This window comes from Glutamicibacter sp. AGC46 (assembly GCF_053543715.1).
This window is the reverse complement of record NZ_JBLVOJ010000007.1, coordinates 30,649-46,638: the sequence shown is the minus strand read 5'-3', so window position 1 is coordinate 46,638 and position 15,990 is coordinate 30,649. Positions and strand designations below refer to the sequence as shown.

The 15,990-nt window shown below is 63.3% G+C and carries 12 protein-coding genes; 9 read left to right on the top strand and 3 right to left on the bottom strand.

What is annotated here, in order from left to right; genetic code table 11:
• Window positions 1–44: 44 nt before the first annotated feature.
• Entirely contained in the window at window positions 45–1,454 is a 1,410-nt protein-coding gene (gene purB / locus ACNPM8_RS02015) for an adenylosuccinate lyase (RefSeq protein ID WP_332489310.1), read from the bottom strand.
• Between purB and ACNPM8_RS02010 the strand changes: the two genes are divergently transcribed.
• On the top strand, window positions 1,435–1,866 hold the full coding sequence (locus ACNPM8_RS02010; protein ID WP_133834095.1) for a hypothetical protein: 432 nt from the start codon (window positions 1,435–1,437) through the stop codon (window positions 1,864–1,866). The genes purB and ACNPM8_RS02010 overlap by 20 nt on opposite strands.
• A 2-nt stretch (window positions 1,867–1,868) precedes the next feature.
• Window positions 1,869–3,218, top strand: coding sequence for a hypothetical protein (locus ACNPM8_RS02005; protein WP_133834094.1), 1,350 nt, complete (start codon window positions 1,869–1,871; stop codon window positions 3,216–3,218).
• 182 nt (window positions 3,219–3,400) lie between these two features.
• Here ACNPM8_RS02005 and ACNPM8_RS02000 read toward each other — a convergent pair whose 3' ends face one another.
• Window positions 3,401–3,787 carry a phage holin family protein gene (locus tag ACNPM8_RS02000; protein ID WP_105656214.1) on the bottom strand — a complete coding sequence of 129 codons (387 nt, stop codon included), beginning with the start codon at window positions 3,785–3,787 and terminating at the stop codon, window positions 3,401–3,403.
• 82 nt (window positions 3,788–3,869) lie between these two features.
• Between ACNPM8_RS02000 and ACNPM8_RS01995 the strand changes: the two genes are divergently transcribed.
• The 6 genes from ACNPM8_RS01995 (at window position 3,870) to ACNPM8_RS01970 (ending at window position 12,878) form a co-directional block, all read left to right on the top strand.
• Entirely contained in the window at window positions 3,870–4,979 is a 1,110-nt protein-coding gene (locus ACNPM8_RS01995) for a histidinol-phosphate transaminase (RefSeq protein ID WP_448939200.1), read from the top strand.
• 127 nt (window positions 4,980–5,106) lie between these two features.
• Window positions 5,107–6,249: a pyruvate dehydrogenase (acetyl-transferring) E1 component subunit alpha gene (gene pdhA, locus ACNPM8_RS01990; protein ID WP_105656216.1), complete on the top strand. Its 1,143-nt coding sequence runs from the start codon at window positions 5,107–5,109 to the stop codon at window positions 6,247–6,249.
• A complete protein-coding gene (locus ACNPM8_RS01985; RefSeq protein WP_448939199.1) occupies window positions 6,250–7,227 on the top strand; it encodes an alpha-ketoacid dehydrogenase subunit beta in 978 nt (325 codons plus the stop codon). It abuts the gene before it with no gap.
• Window positions 7,228–7,247: 20 nt separating this feature from the next.
• The gene (locus ACNPM8_RS01980; RefSeq protein WP_332489306.1) at window positions 7,248–8,663 is read left to right on the top strand and encodes a dihydrolipoamide acetyltransferase family protein; all 1,416 of its coding nucleotides are present in this window, start codon (window positions 7,248–7,250) and stop codon (window positions 8,661–8,663) included.
• A gap of 136 nt (window positions 8,664–8,799) precedes the next feature.
• The gene (locus tag ACNPM8_RS01975) at window positions 8,800–10,305 is read left to right on the top strand and encodes a hypothetical protein (protein ID WP_448939198.1); all 1,506 of its coding nucleotides are present in this window, start codon (window positions 8,800–8,802) and stop codon (window positions 10,303–10,305) included.
• Window positions 10,305–12,878 carry a hypothetical protein gene (locus ACNPM8_RS01970; protein ID WP_448939197.1) on the top strand — a complete coding sequence of 858 codons (2,574 nt, stop codon included), beginning with the start codon at window positions 10,305–10,307 and terminating at the stop codon, window positions 12,876–12,878. Before ACNPM8_RS01975 ends, ACNPM8_RS01970 begins: the two co-directional genes overlap by 1 nt.
• A gap of 34 nt (window positions 12,879–12,912) precedes the next feature.
• Here the strand turns inward: ACNPM8_RS01970 and ACNPM8_RS01965 are convergent, their stop codons facing one another.
• Window positions 12,913–14,970 (bottom strand): S9 family peptidase, encoded by a 2,058-nt coding sequence (locus tag ACNPM8_RS01965; protein ID WP_448939196.1) that lies wholly within the window; start codon window positions 14,968–14,970, stop codon window positions 12,913–12,915.
• 205 nt (window positions 14,971–15,175) lie between these two features.
• Here ACNPM8_RS01965 and ACNPM8_RS01960 point away from each other — a divergent pair, with 205 nt between their 5' ends.
• A complete protein-coding gene (locus ACNPM8_RS01960) occupies window positions 15,176–15,952 on the top strand; it encodes a hypothetical protein (protein ID WP_448939195.1) in 777 nt (258 codons plus the stop codon).
• The last annotated feature ends 38 nt before the right edge of the window (window positions 15,953–15,990 follow it).

Genomic DNA, 15,990 nt, shown 5'->3' with positions numbered 1-15,990 from the left:
GGGGCCCCCCCGCTTCTATTTACGCAATTTCGGCTAAATGGACGTCATTTCTTCAGGTGGTCAACCAGCTGCGAAGCGATGCCGTTGTAGCTGCCCGGGGTCAGCGACTGCAGGCGGGTTTCGGCTTCAGCCGACAGGCCCAGTTCGCCAACGAATTCCTTCAGGCGGGCCGCATCCACGCGGTGGCCGCGGGTCAGGTCCTTCAGGCGCTCGTAGGGGTTGTCCATGCCTTCGACACCGGCGATAGCCTCGGCGCGCATGACCATCTGGATGGCCTCTGCAAGGACCTCCCAGTTGTGGTCCAAGTCGTCAGCCAGCACGGCTTCGGCGACAGACAGTCGATCCAAGCCCTTGGCAACGTTGGAGATTGCCAGCACCGAGTGGCCGATGGCGGTACCGATGTTGCGCTGCGAGGAGGAGTCGGTCAGGTCGCGCTGCCAGCGGCTGGTGACCAGGGTGGAACCCAGGGTGTTCAGCAGGCCGTTGGAGATCTCCAGGTTGGCTTCTGCGTTCTCGAAGCGGATCGGGTTGACCTTGTGCGGCATGGTCGAGGATCCGGTGGCGCCGGCCACTGGGATCTGCGCGAAGTAGCCGATGGAGATGTAGCTCCAGACATCGGTGCACAGGTTGTGCAGAATGCTGTTGAAGCGTGCAATGTCTGCGTAGACCTCTGCCTGCCAGTCGTGGGATTCGATCTGGGTGGTCAGCGGGTTCCAGGTCAGGCCCAGGTGCTCAACGAAACCCTTGGAGATCTGCTGCCAGTCAGCGGTAGGGACCGAAGCGTAGTGGGCAGCATAGGTGCCGGTAGCGCCGTTGATCTTGCCCAGGTACTCGGTCTTCTCTACGCGGTCCAGCTGGCGGGTCAGGCGCCACGCCAGAACTGCCAGTTCCTTGCCCAGGGTGGTTGGGGTGGCTGGCTGGCCGTGGGTGCGCGAGAGCATCGGCACGTCGCGGGAGTCCTCGGCCATCTTGGCCAGCTGTGCCACTAGGTCGCGGGCTGCCGGCAGCCATACCTGCTGCACGCCACCCTGGACGCCCAGAGCGTAGGACAGATTGTTGATGTCTTCAGAGGTGCAACCGAAATGCACCAGCGGCTTGAGGTTGCCAATGCCGATCGCTTCCAGGCGGTTAGCGATGTAGTACTCGACAGCCTTCACATCGTGAACGGTGACAGCTTCGATCTCTGCCAGTTCCTTCACGGAATCAGCGTTGAAATCGGTGACGATCTTGCGCAGTGCTGCCTTCTGTTCCGCAGAAAGCGGGGAGGTGCCTGGAAGAACGGAGTTATCGGTCAAGTGGATCAGCCATTCAACTTCAACGTGAACGCGATCGCGGTTCAAAGCCGCTTCGGAAAGGTAGTCGACCAGCGGTGCCACGGCGCTGCGGTAGCGTCCGTCGAGGGCAGTCAAAGCCAGTGGTTCATTAGCAAGGGAAGTGCGCGCAATCTCAGCCATACTCATATTCTTCCATCCTCGGCGCTACATCACATCTTTTACTTCACTGCTGTTTCCACAACCGGTCGCCAAACGTGCTGGTGCCCCATTGCTGCTGTCCATGATGGTGGACAAATTCTCAAGGATGCGGAGCAAGGAAATGATGTTTCAAGCGACGCTGCTGACGGTGGCAAGTCAGCTCGATGACGCCCAGAAAACCACTAAGTTCGCCATCGCACAGTTGGGTTCAATCCGGGCATTGACTTGGAATTCAAAGGCTGGCAAGGCGTTTCTAGACAATGTTGAGGAGCTGAGCCAGCGACTGGAAATGCTCAATGGCGAGCTGAACAACGCTGAAGAGTACTTGGGGGTTGCCATGCGTGAGATCCAAAACCTCGAAGCGCAAATCATGAACCAGAGAATGGCCTCGTAGCCATGGGATATGAAGTCAATTACAACGAGCCGGATTACGCCCAGGCAGGGGAAATCTGCCAGCGGGTTGCTCGCGACATCAATGGCATATCCGACGCTTTACTCAGGGCCGCGCAGGCTGCGGACAATTGCCAGGGGGACCTGAATCTGCAGTGCATGGCGGCAGGCATTGAAGCCAGGGGCTATGGTATCGGGCATCTAGGCGATTTGATCAGAGACAGCTATCAGCAGGCCAGGGAAGGCGAAATCACAGCGTTCGAACTTACCGGAAAGGTCTCTGCGGCCATGCGGAATTATGAGGTTGCCGAAGCCGCAGTTGAACGGATGATGCTCGTAAGCACCAGCGCAGTACTGGTCGGGGACTTCATATCCAAGACCCGCGATAACGGCTGGCGTCCGCCGAGGGAAAGCATGGAGACCTTTTTGCGCTTGCTGATGTCCTACATCCCGCACTGGCCCTTGGCGCCGAATATGACCTTGACCGAGCAAATCGAAGGTACCGCCAAGTCGCTGTCGCGGATTATGCGGCTGCTGGGGTCAAACCGGAATACCGAAATAGAGCTCGCAGGGCAAGATCCAGCTCAGACGGTTGAACTGGATGGCAAGATGAGAAGCTATTTCCAGCTGCACGAAAAGCTGGAGGGCGAAGGCACGGAGAACAACGGAAAGATCATGATCGTCGAAGCTGACGATGATACTTATATCGCGCTCTTTCCGGGGACGCAGGATGACGCCGAAGTTCCTTCGCCTTTTGGCCCGGAAGGCATCGCTGACGGCTTCGGGGTGGAATCCGAGAATTTTGTGGAACCGCTCGATGAAGCATTAAGGCTCAGCGGAGCGAAAGAGGGCGATGAAGTAATCCTCTCCGGCTACTCGCAAGGAGGCATTCACGTAGCCCAGCTGACGAAGAACAAGTTCTTGAAGCGCAAGTACAAGCTGAACAAGTTGCTGACCCTTGGTTCTCCCATCGGCACTATTGATCTGCCAGAGGATATCCGCAGCCTATCCGTAGAAGACCGAAAAGATATGGTGCCCGGCACCGATGGCGGACCCAATCCCCGCAAGGGCGAGCATTACACCACCACTTTCCCAGGTCCGCGCGAGCACATGCAGGACATCTTGCCCGAAGACGGGCTCTTTGGCCCGTCGCATCATCTCAAGAATTACGGTGACCACCTCCTGGAACTCGATGAGGACCCGAAACTGGAAATCAGAGAGCATCTGAAGCAGTTCTACCTTCCCGAATCCCCGCTGAAAATCCGCATGTTCAAGCTGGAGCGCAAGCAAAAAGAACGTCCGCCCTTGAAGGAAGAAGACAAGGAGCGGCTCAAGCACATGGCACCACGCCACTAAAGCGCTCAAGAACTGCAACCAGCCGGCCGGATCAGCATCACCGGGTATCACCGTGCTGATGAATGGTGCTGTGGATCAGGGCATAAGATGGGACGCTGATCGGGGGCGGCGAATCGGATATTAACGAAAGAGGACGGCACCTGTCGGATGCCGTCCTCTTCTTGTACTGCGTCGAATACCGCTTACTCGTTCTCGCTCTTGACGAACAATCCGAGGACCGCAGAGACGATGGAGATGATAATCGTGCCGGCGATGGCATCCCACCAGAACTGCTCGATGACCAGTTCAATCGGGGTGAAGGTCGTCAGCCATGAAGTCAGCAGGAGCATCAGGGCGTTAATCACGATAGTGAACAAGCCCAAGGTGAGGCAGGTGATTGGCAAGGAGAACAGCTTGACGATCGGACGGACCAAGGCGTTGACCAATCCGAAGATTGCGCCAACCGCCAAATAGGCGATGACCGTGCTTACTGCACCTTCGCCGGCCGCGACGATCTTGAGGCCGGGCACAATCCAGACGGCGGCGGCGAGGGCAAGCGCATTGACGATGACTCGAATCAGAAAGCTCATGCCTTAACTTTGGCATAGAAATCTGGGATTAGGATGAACCGGAGATATCGCTAAACCCTTAGTGAGGGCTAGGCTTTGAGGTATGACTGAGAACCCGGTGACCCAAGATCAGGTGCAGCCACGCTCTGTAGTTGCACGTTTGCCCAAATACGCTGCGGGCAAGCCGCCTGCCCCTATTGAAGGCGCGAGAGCTTACAAGCTGTCATCGAATGAAACTCCCTTCGGTCCCTTGGACGCTGTGCATCGGGCGGTCGTGGAGCAGTCCAGCCTGAATCGCTACCCTGATCCGCTATCGACCAAGCTGCGCGAAGCACTTTCCGAGTACTTGGACGTTCCTGCGGAAGACATCGTGACCGGGGCCGGTTCCCTTGGCGCGTTGGTGCAGATCCTGAACGCTTTCGCGGGCCAGAACGAAGACGGCATCCAGGATGAAGTCATCTATGCGTGGCGTTCCTTCGAGGCCTACCCAATCCTCGTGCAGACTGCCGGTGCGCTGCCCGTTGAAATCCCGTTGCTGGAAGACGGGCGCCACGATCTGGAATCCATGATCGCAGCGGTGAACGAGAATACTTCAGTCATCTTGCTGTGCACACCGAATAACCCCACCGGTCCGGTACTCAGCCAGGCCGAAGTCGATGACTTCCTGGCACGGGTTCCGAAGAACGTGCTGGTTGTCCTGGATGAGGCCTACACCGAGTTCGTCCGCGACGAGAAATCGGTGGATGGCATCCATACCTACAACGAGAACGAAAATGTGGTTCTCCTGCGCACTTTCTCGAAGGCTCACGGCCTGGCGAATCTCAGGGTGGGCTACTCGGTGGCCCACCCGGAGATCACCGATAACATCCGCGTAGTGGCCACCCCGTTTGCCGTCTCCAGCGTGGCCGAGGATGCCGCGGTCGCTTCGCTGGCCCACATCGACCAGGTGCTTGAGCGCGTTGAGGGCTTGGTCATGGAACGCGAACGAGTTGCCTCGGCCCTGTCCGGGCAGGGCTGGAAGATTCCTTCCACCCAGGCGAACTTCGTCTGGCTTCCGCTGGGCGAAAATACCGATGAGTTCGTCGAGCGGGCAAACGCCGTGGCGCTGTCGGTGCGCGGCTTCTCGAACGAAGGAGTGCGCGTCTCCATCGGCGAAGTTGAAGCAAACGATCGTTTTATTGAACTGTGCAAGGAATCACTAGACCTGGCATAGGGGCAACTGGTGCTGATTTCTCGCGTTTTAGCGGTCAGTGCCTATAGGCTTAGAAATTAGACAAGCCGTATATGTCCCATGCGGAATGTATTCCGTGTGGGGCATATTTATGACCGAAGGATGATAAATGACGCGTGCTGCGACCGAGGCGACGGAGCCGGATCTGATTCAGATCCTGACTCCGGACGGCCAGCGTCAGTCCCATGGAACGTACGATGCGTATCTGGGTGACGTTGATGATGACATGCTTCGCGGCTTCTACCGCGACATGGCATTGACCCGTCGATTCGACCAAGAGGCCACAGCATTGCAGCGCCAGGGCCAGTTGTGCCTCTGGGTTCCGCTGCGCGGGCAGGAAGCGGCGCAGATCGGTTCCGGCCGTGCCACCCGCCGAAGCGACTACATCTTCCCCACCTACCGCGAGCACGGTGTGGCACTGACCCGCGATGTCTCCTTCTCCGAAATGCTGCGCCTGTTCCGCGGCATCTCCGGAGGCGGCTGGGATCCCCGGGAAAACAACTTCCACATGTACACCATGGTGCTTGCCGCGCAGATGCCGCATGCCGCCGGTTATGCAATGGCTTTGAACATGGAACAGCGCGGCTGGGATGAAGCCCGTCGCGCCAAGGAGGGCAACGCCGTAGTCGCCTACTTCGGCGATGGCTCCTCCACCGAGGGCGAAACCCATGAGTCCATGGTCTTCGCCAGCTCCTTCAACGCACCGGTGGTCTACTTCTGCCAGAACAACCAGTGGGCGATCTCCGTTCCTTTCGAGGTCCAGTCCAAGGTGCCGCTGGTCAACCGCGCCGCAGGTTACGGCATGCCGGGAGTGCGCGTGGATGGCAACGACGTGCTGGCCGTTCTGGCGGTCACCCGCTGGGCGCTGGAACACGCACGCAGCGGCAAGGGCCCGGTCCTCATCGAGGCCGTCACCTACCGCCTCGGCGCGCATACCACCGCCGATGATCCAACCAAATACCGCATGAGCGAAGAAGAGGCCCAGTGGGCCCCGAAGGACCCGCTGATCCGCCTGGAAACCTACCTGCGCGAGAACAACCTGGTTGACGACGCCTACTTCGAGCAGCTGGCCGCCGACGCTGATGCGATGGCTGCCAAGGTCCGCGAAGACGCCATGGCCTTCCCTGTCCCGCCGCTGGCCAAGTCCTTCGAGCAGGTCTACGCCGAAGCGCATCCACTGATCCAGGAAGAACTGGCCTGGCATCTGGAATACGAAGCAGGATTCGCCGATGCGGCTGAGGGAGAGCACTAAATGACCACCACAATGACCCTGGCCAAGGCCATTACCAGCGGCCTGGACAAGGTGCTGGAGTCCAATGGCAAGTCCCTGCTGATGGGCGAGGACATCGGGCGCCTCGGTGGTGTCTACCGCATCACCGACGGGCTGATCGACAAGTATGGCGAGCACCGCGTCATCGACTCGCCGCTGGGCGAGGCCGGCATCGTCGGCACCGCCGTGGGCATGGCCCTGCGCGGTTTCAGCCCGCTGGTGGAAATCCAGTTCGACGGCTTCGTCTTCCCTGCTTTCAGCCAGATCACCACCCAGTTGGCCAAGATGCACGCCCGCTCCGAGGGGCGTCTGACCACGCCTGTAGTCATCCGCATCCCTTACGGCGGCGGCATCGGCTCCATCGAGCACCACTCCGAATCCCCGGAGGCGCTGTTCGCCCACACCGCGGGCCTGCGCATCATCACCCCGTCCAACGCGCATGACGCCTACTGGATGATCCAGCAGGCAGCCAGCTGCCAGGACCCGGTGATCTTCTTCGAGCCCAAGCGCCGCTACTGGCTCAAGGGCGAGGTCGATACCGAAACCCCGGCGCTGGATGCCTTCAAGGCGCAGGTGGTCCGCCCGGGCACCGACGCGACCATCGTCGCCTACGGCCCGCTGGTGCCGATCGCCCTGGCTGCCGCTGATGCCGCGCTGGAAGATGGCCGGTCCATCGAGGTCATCGACCTGCGCTCGCTGTCGCCGATTGATTTCGACACCATTACCGAATCGGTGCAGAAGACCGGCCGGCTGATTGTCACCCACGAAGCGCCGCCCTTCGGCGGCCTGGGCGGCGAAATCGCGGCCCGCATCACCGAGCGCGCCTTCCTCTCGCTGGAAGCCCCAGTGCTGCGCGTGGGCGGATTCCACATGCCTTACCCGATTTCCAAGGTGGAGTCCCAGTACCTGCCGGACATCGACAAGTTGCTTGAAGCCCTCGACCGGTCTTTCGCTTACTAAGCGGAATCCAAGGAGTAGTAATGACAGTCTTTAATCTCCCCGATGTGGGCGAAGGCCTGACCGAAGCGGATATCGCCTCCTGGAAGGTCAAGGTGGGCGACACCGTTGAGGTCAACCAGATTTTCGTGGAAATCGAAACCGCGAAGTCGCTGGTCGAGCTGCCCTGCCCCTTCGCCGGGGTGGTCACCGCATTGCACGCGGCCGAGGGCGATACCGTACTCGTGGACAACCCGCTGATCACCATCGATGAAGAAGGCAACGCGGCACCTCCAACCGGCGTGCCCGAAGCAGCCGAAGCCCTGAGCACCGCCGCACCGCAGGCCTCGGAGGAACCCGGCCCGCTAGTCGGATCGGGCCCCACCGCTGATGCCTCGGTGCGCCGGGCACGCACCACCCGCCCCGCTCCTTCGGCGGCCGGTGCGCGTACCGCCGCGGTGCGCGCCTCCGGATCCGCGTTGGCCGAGACCATCTCGCGCCGCGCGCAGTCCCTGGGCACCGCGGTGACCCGCGAAGTGGATCGCCGCAAGCCTGCGGTGGCGAGCTTCGTGGACCGCGTGCTGGCCAAGCCGCCGGTACGCCGGCTGGCCAAGGAGCTGGGCATCGACATCAACGATGTGGTGGGCACCGGCAACCAGGGCGAGATCACCCGCGAGGACGTCAACAGCTACCAGGCCCAGCGCGAAGCCGAGCACGCAGCGGCACCGACCTACTGGGCCCACGGCCAGCTGGCCGATGCCCGCGTGGAACGCACCCCGGTGCGCGGCGTGCGCAAAGCCACCGCCAAGGCCATGGTCGACTCGGCCTTCACCGCACCGCATGTCTCGATCTTCGTGGACGTGGATGCCAGCCGCACCATGGAATACGTGCAGCGCCTGAAGAAGTCCCGCGACTTCGAGGGCATCAAGGTCTCGCCGCTGCTGGTGCTGGCCCGTGCCGTAATCTGGGCGGCGGCCCGCAACCCTTCGGTGAACGCCAGCTGGGTGGAGACCGCAAACGGCGCCGAGATCCACCAGAAGCGCTTCATGAACCTGGGCATCGCCGCAGCCACCCCGCGTGGCCTGCTGGTGCCGAATATCAAGGACGCCCAGAACCTGAACATGAAGGAACTGGCCATCGCCCTGAATGATCTGGCCACCACCGCTCGTGCCGGCAAGACCCGTCCAGAGGACATGCGCGACGGCTCGCTGAGCATCACCAACATCGGTGCGCTGGGAATCGACACGGGTACCCCGATCATCAACCCGGGCGAAGTAGCCATCGTTGCATTCGGCACGATCCGCCAGAAGCCATGGGTCATCGACGGCGAAGTGGTCCCGCGCTGGATCACCACCCTGGGCGGATCCTTTGACCACCGCGTGGTGGATGGCGACCTCTCGGCCCGCTTCATGGCCGACGTGGCATCGATCCTTCAGGAACCGGCGATGCTGCTGGACTAAGGGCTCCCGGGCCAGCGAGGCAGCCCACCGCCCCGCGCAGAACCTTTCGGGGATCTGCGCGGGGCGGTGTCGTCCCTGCGGTTCGAAATGTTCCTTGAGCAGGGTTATTCAAACCCCTGTTGATACAGTTGTTCCCATGAACCGCACGTGTTGCACCGACCTGAAGTACCCCGGCAAGCTGCTGCTTGCGGGCCTGTTCGCAGCCCTGGGGCTGGGCCTGGGACTGGGCGTTGTGCCGGCGCAGGCAGCCGCGGATCCAACTCAGCCAGAGGCCACGGCTCCGGTCTACCCCTCGGCGACGCCCGACGATGACTCCGCAGATGAAGGCACCGTCCTCATCCCGTCGGTCACTTCGCAGGAAGGCAACTTCTACCTGGCAGTCACCGATGCGGCACTCGATGAGGTGGATTCGGAACGGATCATGGACCAGGTCCGGCAGGCCGTGGGCGAACAGGATGCGAAGATCCTGCTCGGGGTGGACCAGGAACCCAACAACCTCAAGGGCGCCGGGCAGCTGGTGCGCGGGATGCTGATGTTCGGCGACAGCGACGCGCTGAGCGATGACTGGCTGGAGAACGGAAAGACCCTGGGCTATGTCGGGGAAGGCTGGATCGCCATCGGCGTGATGCTTCCCCAGGAAGCCGGGGATCCGGTGGACATCGCCGTGGATCCCGGGCGCGACGTGCGCGAAACCGCACCGGGAAGCCAGCAGCGGATCCTGGAGGCAGGGCAGGGAGAGTTCGCCGCCGGGGATTACACCGCGGGGATCACCGCGGTCGCGCTGGCCACCACCCAGCAGCTTCAGGCACCGCCTGACCGGACACTGGCCAAGGTGATCGCCGTGGGCGCGCTCGCCGCGGCCCTTGCGTTCCTGCTCGCATGGGCCTGGCGTGCCAAGCGCCGCAAGGCCCGGCAGGCAGCCGCCGCCGATCGCAACAAGCAGGCCGAGCTGCTCGAATCACGGATCCAGCGGGCAAGCATTTACCTGGACCGCCATCCGGTGCCCGATCCCGGCCTGGCGGGGGAGAGCCGCTTGGCGCAGGTGATGGCAGAACTTGAAAGGCAACGGGCCGGCTCCCAGCAAGGCGCCTTGCGCGCATTGGGTATGGCCCCGGATTCCCTGCAGCCGCAGCAGGTCTCCGAAGCGCAGCTGGCCCAGCTGCGCGACCGCGAGCACGAGCTCTCGATGCTGCGCGGAGCGGTGCAGCTGGCCCACGCCTTCACGGCACGGCCACGGGATTCGCGCGAGTCCTGGAACCGGACTTTCGCATACCACCGTGCACGGCTGGAGGACCTGGCGCTGTTCCTCGATCTTCCCGGTGCCGGGCAACTGGCTTGCGCGCAGGCCGCGCGCACCGCGATCATCACGCATACCGATGAGCTGCAGCTGCTGCACACCCGCCTGAGCCGCAGGAGTAGCGGCGCGGATACGGCCCCGGGGATCCTGGACAGGCTGTGGGAACTGCGCGACGAACTCGATGGCGTGCTGCACGATGCACTGGCCCAAGCCCGCCAGGCGAGGCTGAAGATTCCCCACGGCCTGGGCGAATCAATGGAGGGCGCGCAGCGGAAAACCGATCCGCTGGAGGACGATCCCATCGCGGTGCTCCGGAATTTCGCGCCAGGAAGCGGGACCCGCTGATGCCGGCCCGCTTGATGCATGATTCCACCGGGCGGCGGTTGCACCGCCCGTACCATTGGACTGCCATCGCTGCCATTTTCATGGCTTTGGTGACCACGGCCCTTGGCGTGCGCGCCGTGCTTGCAGTGCAGGCAGCCAACGTCCCTGCACCCTATGAGGTCACGGTAGTGGTCCAGGGGGAGAACGGCTTCAACATCACCCAGCAGACGGTGGACGCCGAGCTGGCCCGGCACCCGGTGCGGGCCACGGCCCCGCTGGAACTGGTCATTGCCGACCGCTGGCTAACCGGTGATGAACTGCTGCGCGGGGAGGTGCCCGAAAACCAGATCATCGTTTCGACCAAGATGGACAACCGGGATTCCGGGCAAAGCGAGGCCGAGCAGCGCTTCTCCGGGGTGGGTGTGGACCGGAATCTGGTCGCCTCCGACGACGCGCATGACGACCTGCGCTTCGATATCGAGAATGCCTTCATCAAGAACATCTCGGTAGGCCATGGCCCCAAGGCTGCGGTGGCCGCCGCGCATACTGCCGCCGTGCTGCTGGACGATTCGCCCAGCAGCTCGGCGATCTTCTGGTTCGCGGCCGTGGGTGCGAGCGCCATGCTCACCGCCGCATTCCTGGCCAGCGCCCTGCGCTTCCGCTCGCGGTGGGCATCGCGCCACAGGCGGCTGGCCGCGGCGCAGCGCAAGCTGGCCCGCGTGCTCCTGGACCTCGAAGCACTGGAAGCCACCTACCAGGCCACCGACCAATCGCGCCGTCCTGCCGGCTTCACCAAGGCGTGGCGGCAGCTCGAATCCCTGTCCCTGGATGCCGCCCGCCGCGAAGCGCCCTTGGTGCGCTCGCTGTTCACCCGGGCTGAATGCCTGGAACAGAGCACCGGGCAGCAGCTGGCGGCCTTCGAGGCCGACACGCGCAAGCTGACGGAACTGGCCGACTCGCTGATGGGCGCCGGCTCGGTGCATGCGCACCTGGCTGGCACCGGATCCACCTTCGACAAGCTCAGCAGCCCGATCAACGATGCGGCCACGGCGCTGCTGATCCGGCTGGACACCGCTCCGGGCACCATGGTGGCCGGCAAGGACCTGGCGGATTTCCGCAGTGCCCTCGGCGAACTGCTCAATGCCGCCCATGGCGATACCAGCCAGCGCACCGCCATCGAGCGCTGGGCCGAGGCCGAACGGCGGCTGGCGAAGCTCGCCGGGAAGATCGCTGCCCGGCTGCGCCGTTATCCGCGGGGCCTGCAGCAGCCGGTGCCCCAGATCGGCGCCCAGCACAATGAGCTGCGCGCCAGCCTGGGCTTGCCGCCGGTCACCAAGCAGAGCGCTTTGCAGCAGATCGCCACGGCGAACTCGCTGGCCCGCGGGATTCTCGGCGATACGCTTCAGGCCGATCAGGAGGCAGACGGCATGCCGCGCGAGCCCGGTGCCTGGCGGCGCGCGCTGGCCAAGTTCGCCGGCACCGTGGGCACCGAGGGCGATGAACCGCCCAAGCTGCGCCGGGCGTGGAAGTCTGGACTGCTTGCGGCCCTGCTGGTGGGCAGCCTGATCGCCTCGGGGCTCATTGTCTCCTCGATAGCCAACGAACCCGAACGCACCCATGAGGGGTCCGGCCGGGGAATGGAACTTGAAATCGATGACCAGGGCCAGCTGGTTGACGAGGCCGAGATCCGCCGGTACATGGAAGAGGACTTCGACACCCCGCAGCAGATCCTGGTTGCGGTGCGCGATGCCGAAGCCTACCTGGAACTCAAGCACTTCGACGGCTCGGAATACCGTGATTCGACGCCCGAGAGCGTGCGCGCGGCGATCTTGCGGATCAAGGACGAATATTCTGATCGCGCTGATCCTGCCAACGGAGAGCTGCCTGAGGACTTGACGATCATTCCGTTGCTGATCACGGATGAAGGCAAGGGCATCATGCCAGGGCTGATTTCCGGTGCGGTCATCAGCGGTACCGCCTCGTGGGGAACGACCGGCGGGTGGGAGCACGGAAGCATCTACGAGTCGAACTATCCGGCGATGGAAGCGGCCGGTGCGGCCGAGGACTTCGCCGTGGTGCTCAAGCAAGCCGGGTACGAGCAGCCGGACTACAACACCACCTTGCTGTACTGGATGCTCGTGTTCATGCTGTTCTTCACGGTAATCAACGTTCTCCAGGTGATCCAGTACCTGCTCGGGGCCAGCACGCAGCTGACCCGGTTCTCCCGCGGTTCGCGGTCGGTGCAGCAATCACGCCGGCAGCTGGAGCAGCTGGCCATGGGCCTGGAGGATTCGCAGATCAATGCGGTGGCAGTGCTCGGTGCAAGCGAGGCGGGGACTGCCGACGAGGCAGGCCAGCGCTTGTTCGAGCGCGCCCTGATGATGGCGTGGCGCGAAGCCCAGCAGTTATCCTCGATGACCCTGGGCCAGCGCCTTGCCGCCGGCTATGCCCAGCGTGCGGCGCATCTGGCCCAGCTGGTGGCGTTGCTGGGCGAACGCGATGCCGATGTGTCGCGGCGGGCCAAGGCGCTGGTGCTGGCCAGCCGCGGTGCCGGCGGGGATGCGCCGGCGGAAGTCCAGCTGCCGGGACGGTAGTGCTTCCGCCCCGGCAGCCGGATCCTGCTCGGACTCAGCCCAGCAGCTCGGGCAGTTCCTGCGCCTCGTTGCCCAGCACCTTCTGGGAGAGGAACTCGGTGACGACCTGGTACCAGATCTTGGCGTGCTGCGGGGTGAGGATCCAGTGGTTCTCATCCGGGAAGTACAGGAACTGGTGCTCGGTGCTGCCGTCTTCCTTTTGCGGCAGCCCCGAATCGGCCAGCAGCTCGTACCACAGGCGCAGGCCCTCGCCGATGGGCACCCGGTAGTCCTTGTCGCCGTGGATGACCAGCATCGGGGTGACGATGCTGCCCACAGAATGATGCGGCGAGTTCAGCTCGCGCATTTCCGGGCTCATCTCGCGGGTCCAGTAGAACGCTGCGTCGGTGGTCTTCCCGAAGCCTTCCAGTGCCCACAGGCTGGCATGGGTGACGATGGCCTTGAAGCGGTCGGTGTGCCCAGCCACCCAGTTGGCCATGTAGCCGCCGAAGGAGCCGCCCATGGCGGCGGTGCGGGTTTCATCGATGTCCGGCCGCGCCTCGGCGGCATCGGTGATGGCCAGCAGGTCCGTGTACGGTTCCTGGCCCCAGCGGCCCCAGCCGCGCTGGATGAACTCCTGGCCGTAGCCGGTGGACAGGGCGGGATCCGGCAGCAGCACCGCATAGCCCTGGGCTACCAGCAGCCATGGGCTCCAGCGCCAGCTCCAGGCGTTCCACGAGCCCAGCGGTCCGCCATGGATCCACAGCAGCAGCGGCGCCTTGTCGGCGGCAGAAGCTGATTCCGGCAGGGCCAGCCAGGCGCGGACGCTCGATCCGTCTTCGGCCGTGGTCGTCACCTCGGTGAGCGTGCCCGGCAAGGCAGGGCGGGCAACCGGGGAGCGCAGCTCGGTCAAGGCAGCGAATTCGCCCGGCTCCAGGTCGCCGGTGTGCGCCAGGTCGATGGCTACCGGTTCGGCCGGGTGCAGGTAGCTGGAGCGCAACGCGAAGGCGGTGCGCGAGTCGCTGCTGATGACCACGTCGGTGAACGCTCCGTCTTCGGTGAGCCGGGTGATCTTGTCGTTGTACAGGCTCAGATGGAAGACCGGGGCATGGCCGTTGTCGTCGGCGGTCAGCAGCAGCGAGCGCCCGTTGGGAACCCACTGCAGGTCATTGACCCAGCGGTCCCAGCCGGCGGCGATCCGGTGGGTGGCGCCGTCGGCCAGATCCATCAGCCACAACTCGAAGACCGGGGCGGTATCGGCGGTGGAACGCTCCCAGCGGGCGTAGGCCAGCTGGGTTGAATCCGGGCTGATCTTGCCCAGCGTATATTCGTACGTGTCGTCGGGGGCCAGCAGCATTTCGTGGGCGCCGGTGTGCAGGTCGATGCGCATCACTCCCGGGGCTGAGGAAGCCCGGCCTTCGGGAACCTGCCATTCGGTGACCAGGAAACTGCCATTGGAAGCAACGTCGTAGGAGGTATCCTCCAGATTCGCGCCGATGCCCGGGGTGAGGTCGGTGAGCTGGGTACTGGTGGCGTCCTGCAGGCCCGGCAGGGACCCGGTGTAGTAGTGCGGGGTGGATGGGCCCAGATCTTCGTCCCAGTAGCGGACCGGGTAGCCCGTGTGCAGGATCGCCGAGACCTTCTTGTCCTTGCGGCCGGTGCGCAGTGCCGCTTCGGCGTCCAGGTCCTTGGCGCGGGAGAAGGCCGAGGCGCGCAGCACGATGGTCTGCGGGGACTGCTGGCAGATCCGCAAGGACTGCACCCCGGCAGGGTGGGAAATCACCGAGCGGGCTTCGCCTCCTGCTACCGGCAGGATCCAGCCTTCGGCCTTGGCGTCTTCCTTCGACGAGCGTTTGGCCACGAAGAGCAGGTCGCCGTTGGCGGTGAACTGCGGTTGCGATTCGCCGTGCTCGCCGAACGTCAGCCTGCGTGCTGGTTCTTCGCCTTTGGGATCCAGCGACCAAAGGGCGCTTTCGTATTTCGTCCCGTCCTCGGAAAGCTCACTGAGGGTGGTGACGAGCTTGGTGCCGTCGGGGGAGAGCGCCAGGCCGCCGCGGCGGCCCAGGCCGATAAATGAATCTAAATTATGAAATGAATGCTTAGAGTGTTCCACTTCACATATCTTGCCACTGTTCGCGGCTGGGCACTACCGGAAATCGAAAATTACCTGGCCTCGGGAGCACGACCGGGACAACTTGCAACTAAGGCGTGATGCCGCCGCTATTGGAAAAACCTGCAATTGAGTGGAGGATGAATTCAATGGGGGAGCTCGCGATGTCAGCTGCATGACCGGATCATGGATCAAGGAGTTGGAAAAGATGAACCGTGCCAGAACCCGTCTCGGCGCGCTCCCGATGATGTGCGCAGCAGCCCTGATGCTGGCCGCCTGCCAGGGAGCCCAGCCGGACTCGACACCCAGTCAGGAACCTGCGCCAAGCGGCACATCGCCATCGGCAAGTGCCAGCGCGCCGGAGGCTTCGAGCCCCGAATCCAGCCCATCGCCAAGCGCCGAAAGCCCGGATGCGCCAAGCACGGCGGCGCCCGAGCTGAGCCAAGAGCATGAAGTGCATGGCATCCAGTTCATGATCCCGGAGCAGTGGACCGCCATCGGGGATGACTGCGAGGGTGAATGCACCGAATGGGATGAATGGAAGATCAAGGACGCGCAGGGCAAGCATGTGCTCACGCTGATCCCCACCACGGCAACCTCGCCGGATGGGGACAGGTCGCTGTACGAGCGGGAGCTACTGGACCGCGAAGAGCTGCCGGACCCCGGAGCTGGCACCGGCTTCCATCCCGCCAGCCTCATTGCCGAGTTCTGGGAATCGACCAGCCAGGAAGATGGCGAGAAGGATTCCGGGTTCGATATTGCCCTGGTCGATGACCAAGTGCTCGCCCAGCGCAATGAGAACCCGGATCTGAACTTCTTCAAGGTCGGCGAGCAGTCGCCGATGATGTGGGTCGAAGAGGACTATCTGGAAGACCACGGCGTCCCGGATGACCCGGTGAAGCAGCAGGCGCAGCAGTTCCTTGATACCCAGGAATACGCGTTGGTGCGCGAAATCCTGCTCAGCGTGCAGCCGGTCAAGGGCTAGGCCAAGCCCGGAACGCAAGAAAAGACCGGCCCGGAAGC

Bases quoted from the DNA above. Each gene is read 5' to 3' on its own strand.
- purB (WP_332489310.1), bottom strand. From the start codon at position 1,454: ATGGCTGAGATTGCGCGCACTTCCCTTGCTAATGAACCACTGGCTTTG.
- ACNPM8_RS02005 (WP_133834094.1), top strand. From the start codon at position 1,869: ATGGGATATGAAGTCAATTACAACGAGCCGGATTACGCCCAGGCAGGG.
- ACNPM8_RS02000 (WP_105656214.1), bottom strand. From the start codon at position 3,787: ATGAGCTTTCTGATTCGAGTCATCGTCAATGCGCTTGCCCTCGCCGCC.
- ACNPM8_RS01995 (WP_448939200.1), top strand. From the start codon at position 3,870: ATGACTGAGAACCCGGTGACCCAAGATCAGGTGCAGCCACGCTCTGTA.
- pdhA (WP_105656216.1), top strand. From the start codon at position 5,107: ATGACGCGTGCTGCGACCGAGGCGACGGAGCCGGATCTGATTCAGATC.
- ACNPM8_RS01985 (WP_448939199.1), top strand. From the start codon at position 6,250: ATGACCACCACAATGACCCTGGCCAAGGCCATTACCAGCGGCCTGGAC.
- ACNPM8_RS01980 (WP_332489306.1), top strand. From the start codon at position 7,248: ATGACAGTCTTTAATCTCCCCGATGTGGGCGAAGGCCTGACCGAAGCG.
- ACNPM8_RS01975 (WP_448939198.1), top strand. From the start codon at position 8,800: ATGAACCGCACGTGTTGCACCGACCTGAAGTACCCCGGCAAGCTGCTG.
- ACNPM8_RS01970 (WP_448939197.1), top strand. From the start codon at position 10,305: ATGCCGGCCCGCTTGATGCATGATTCCACCGGGCGGCGGTTGCACCGC.
- ACNPM8_RS01960 (WP_448939195.1), top strand. From the start codon at position 15,176: ATGAACCGTGCCAGAACCCGTCTCGGCGCGCTCCCGATGATGTGCGCA.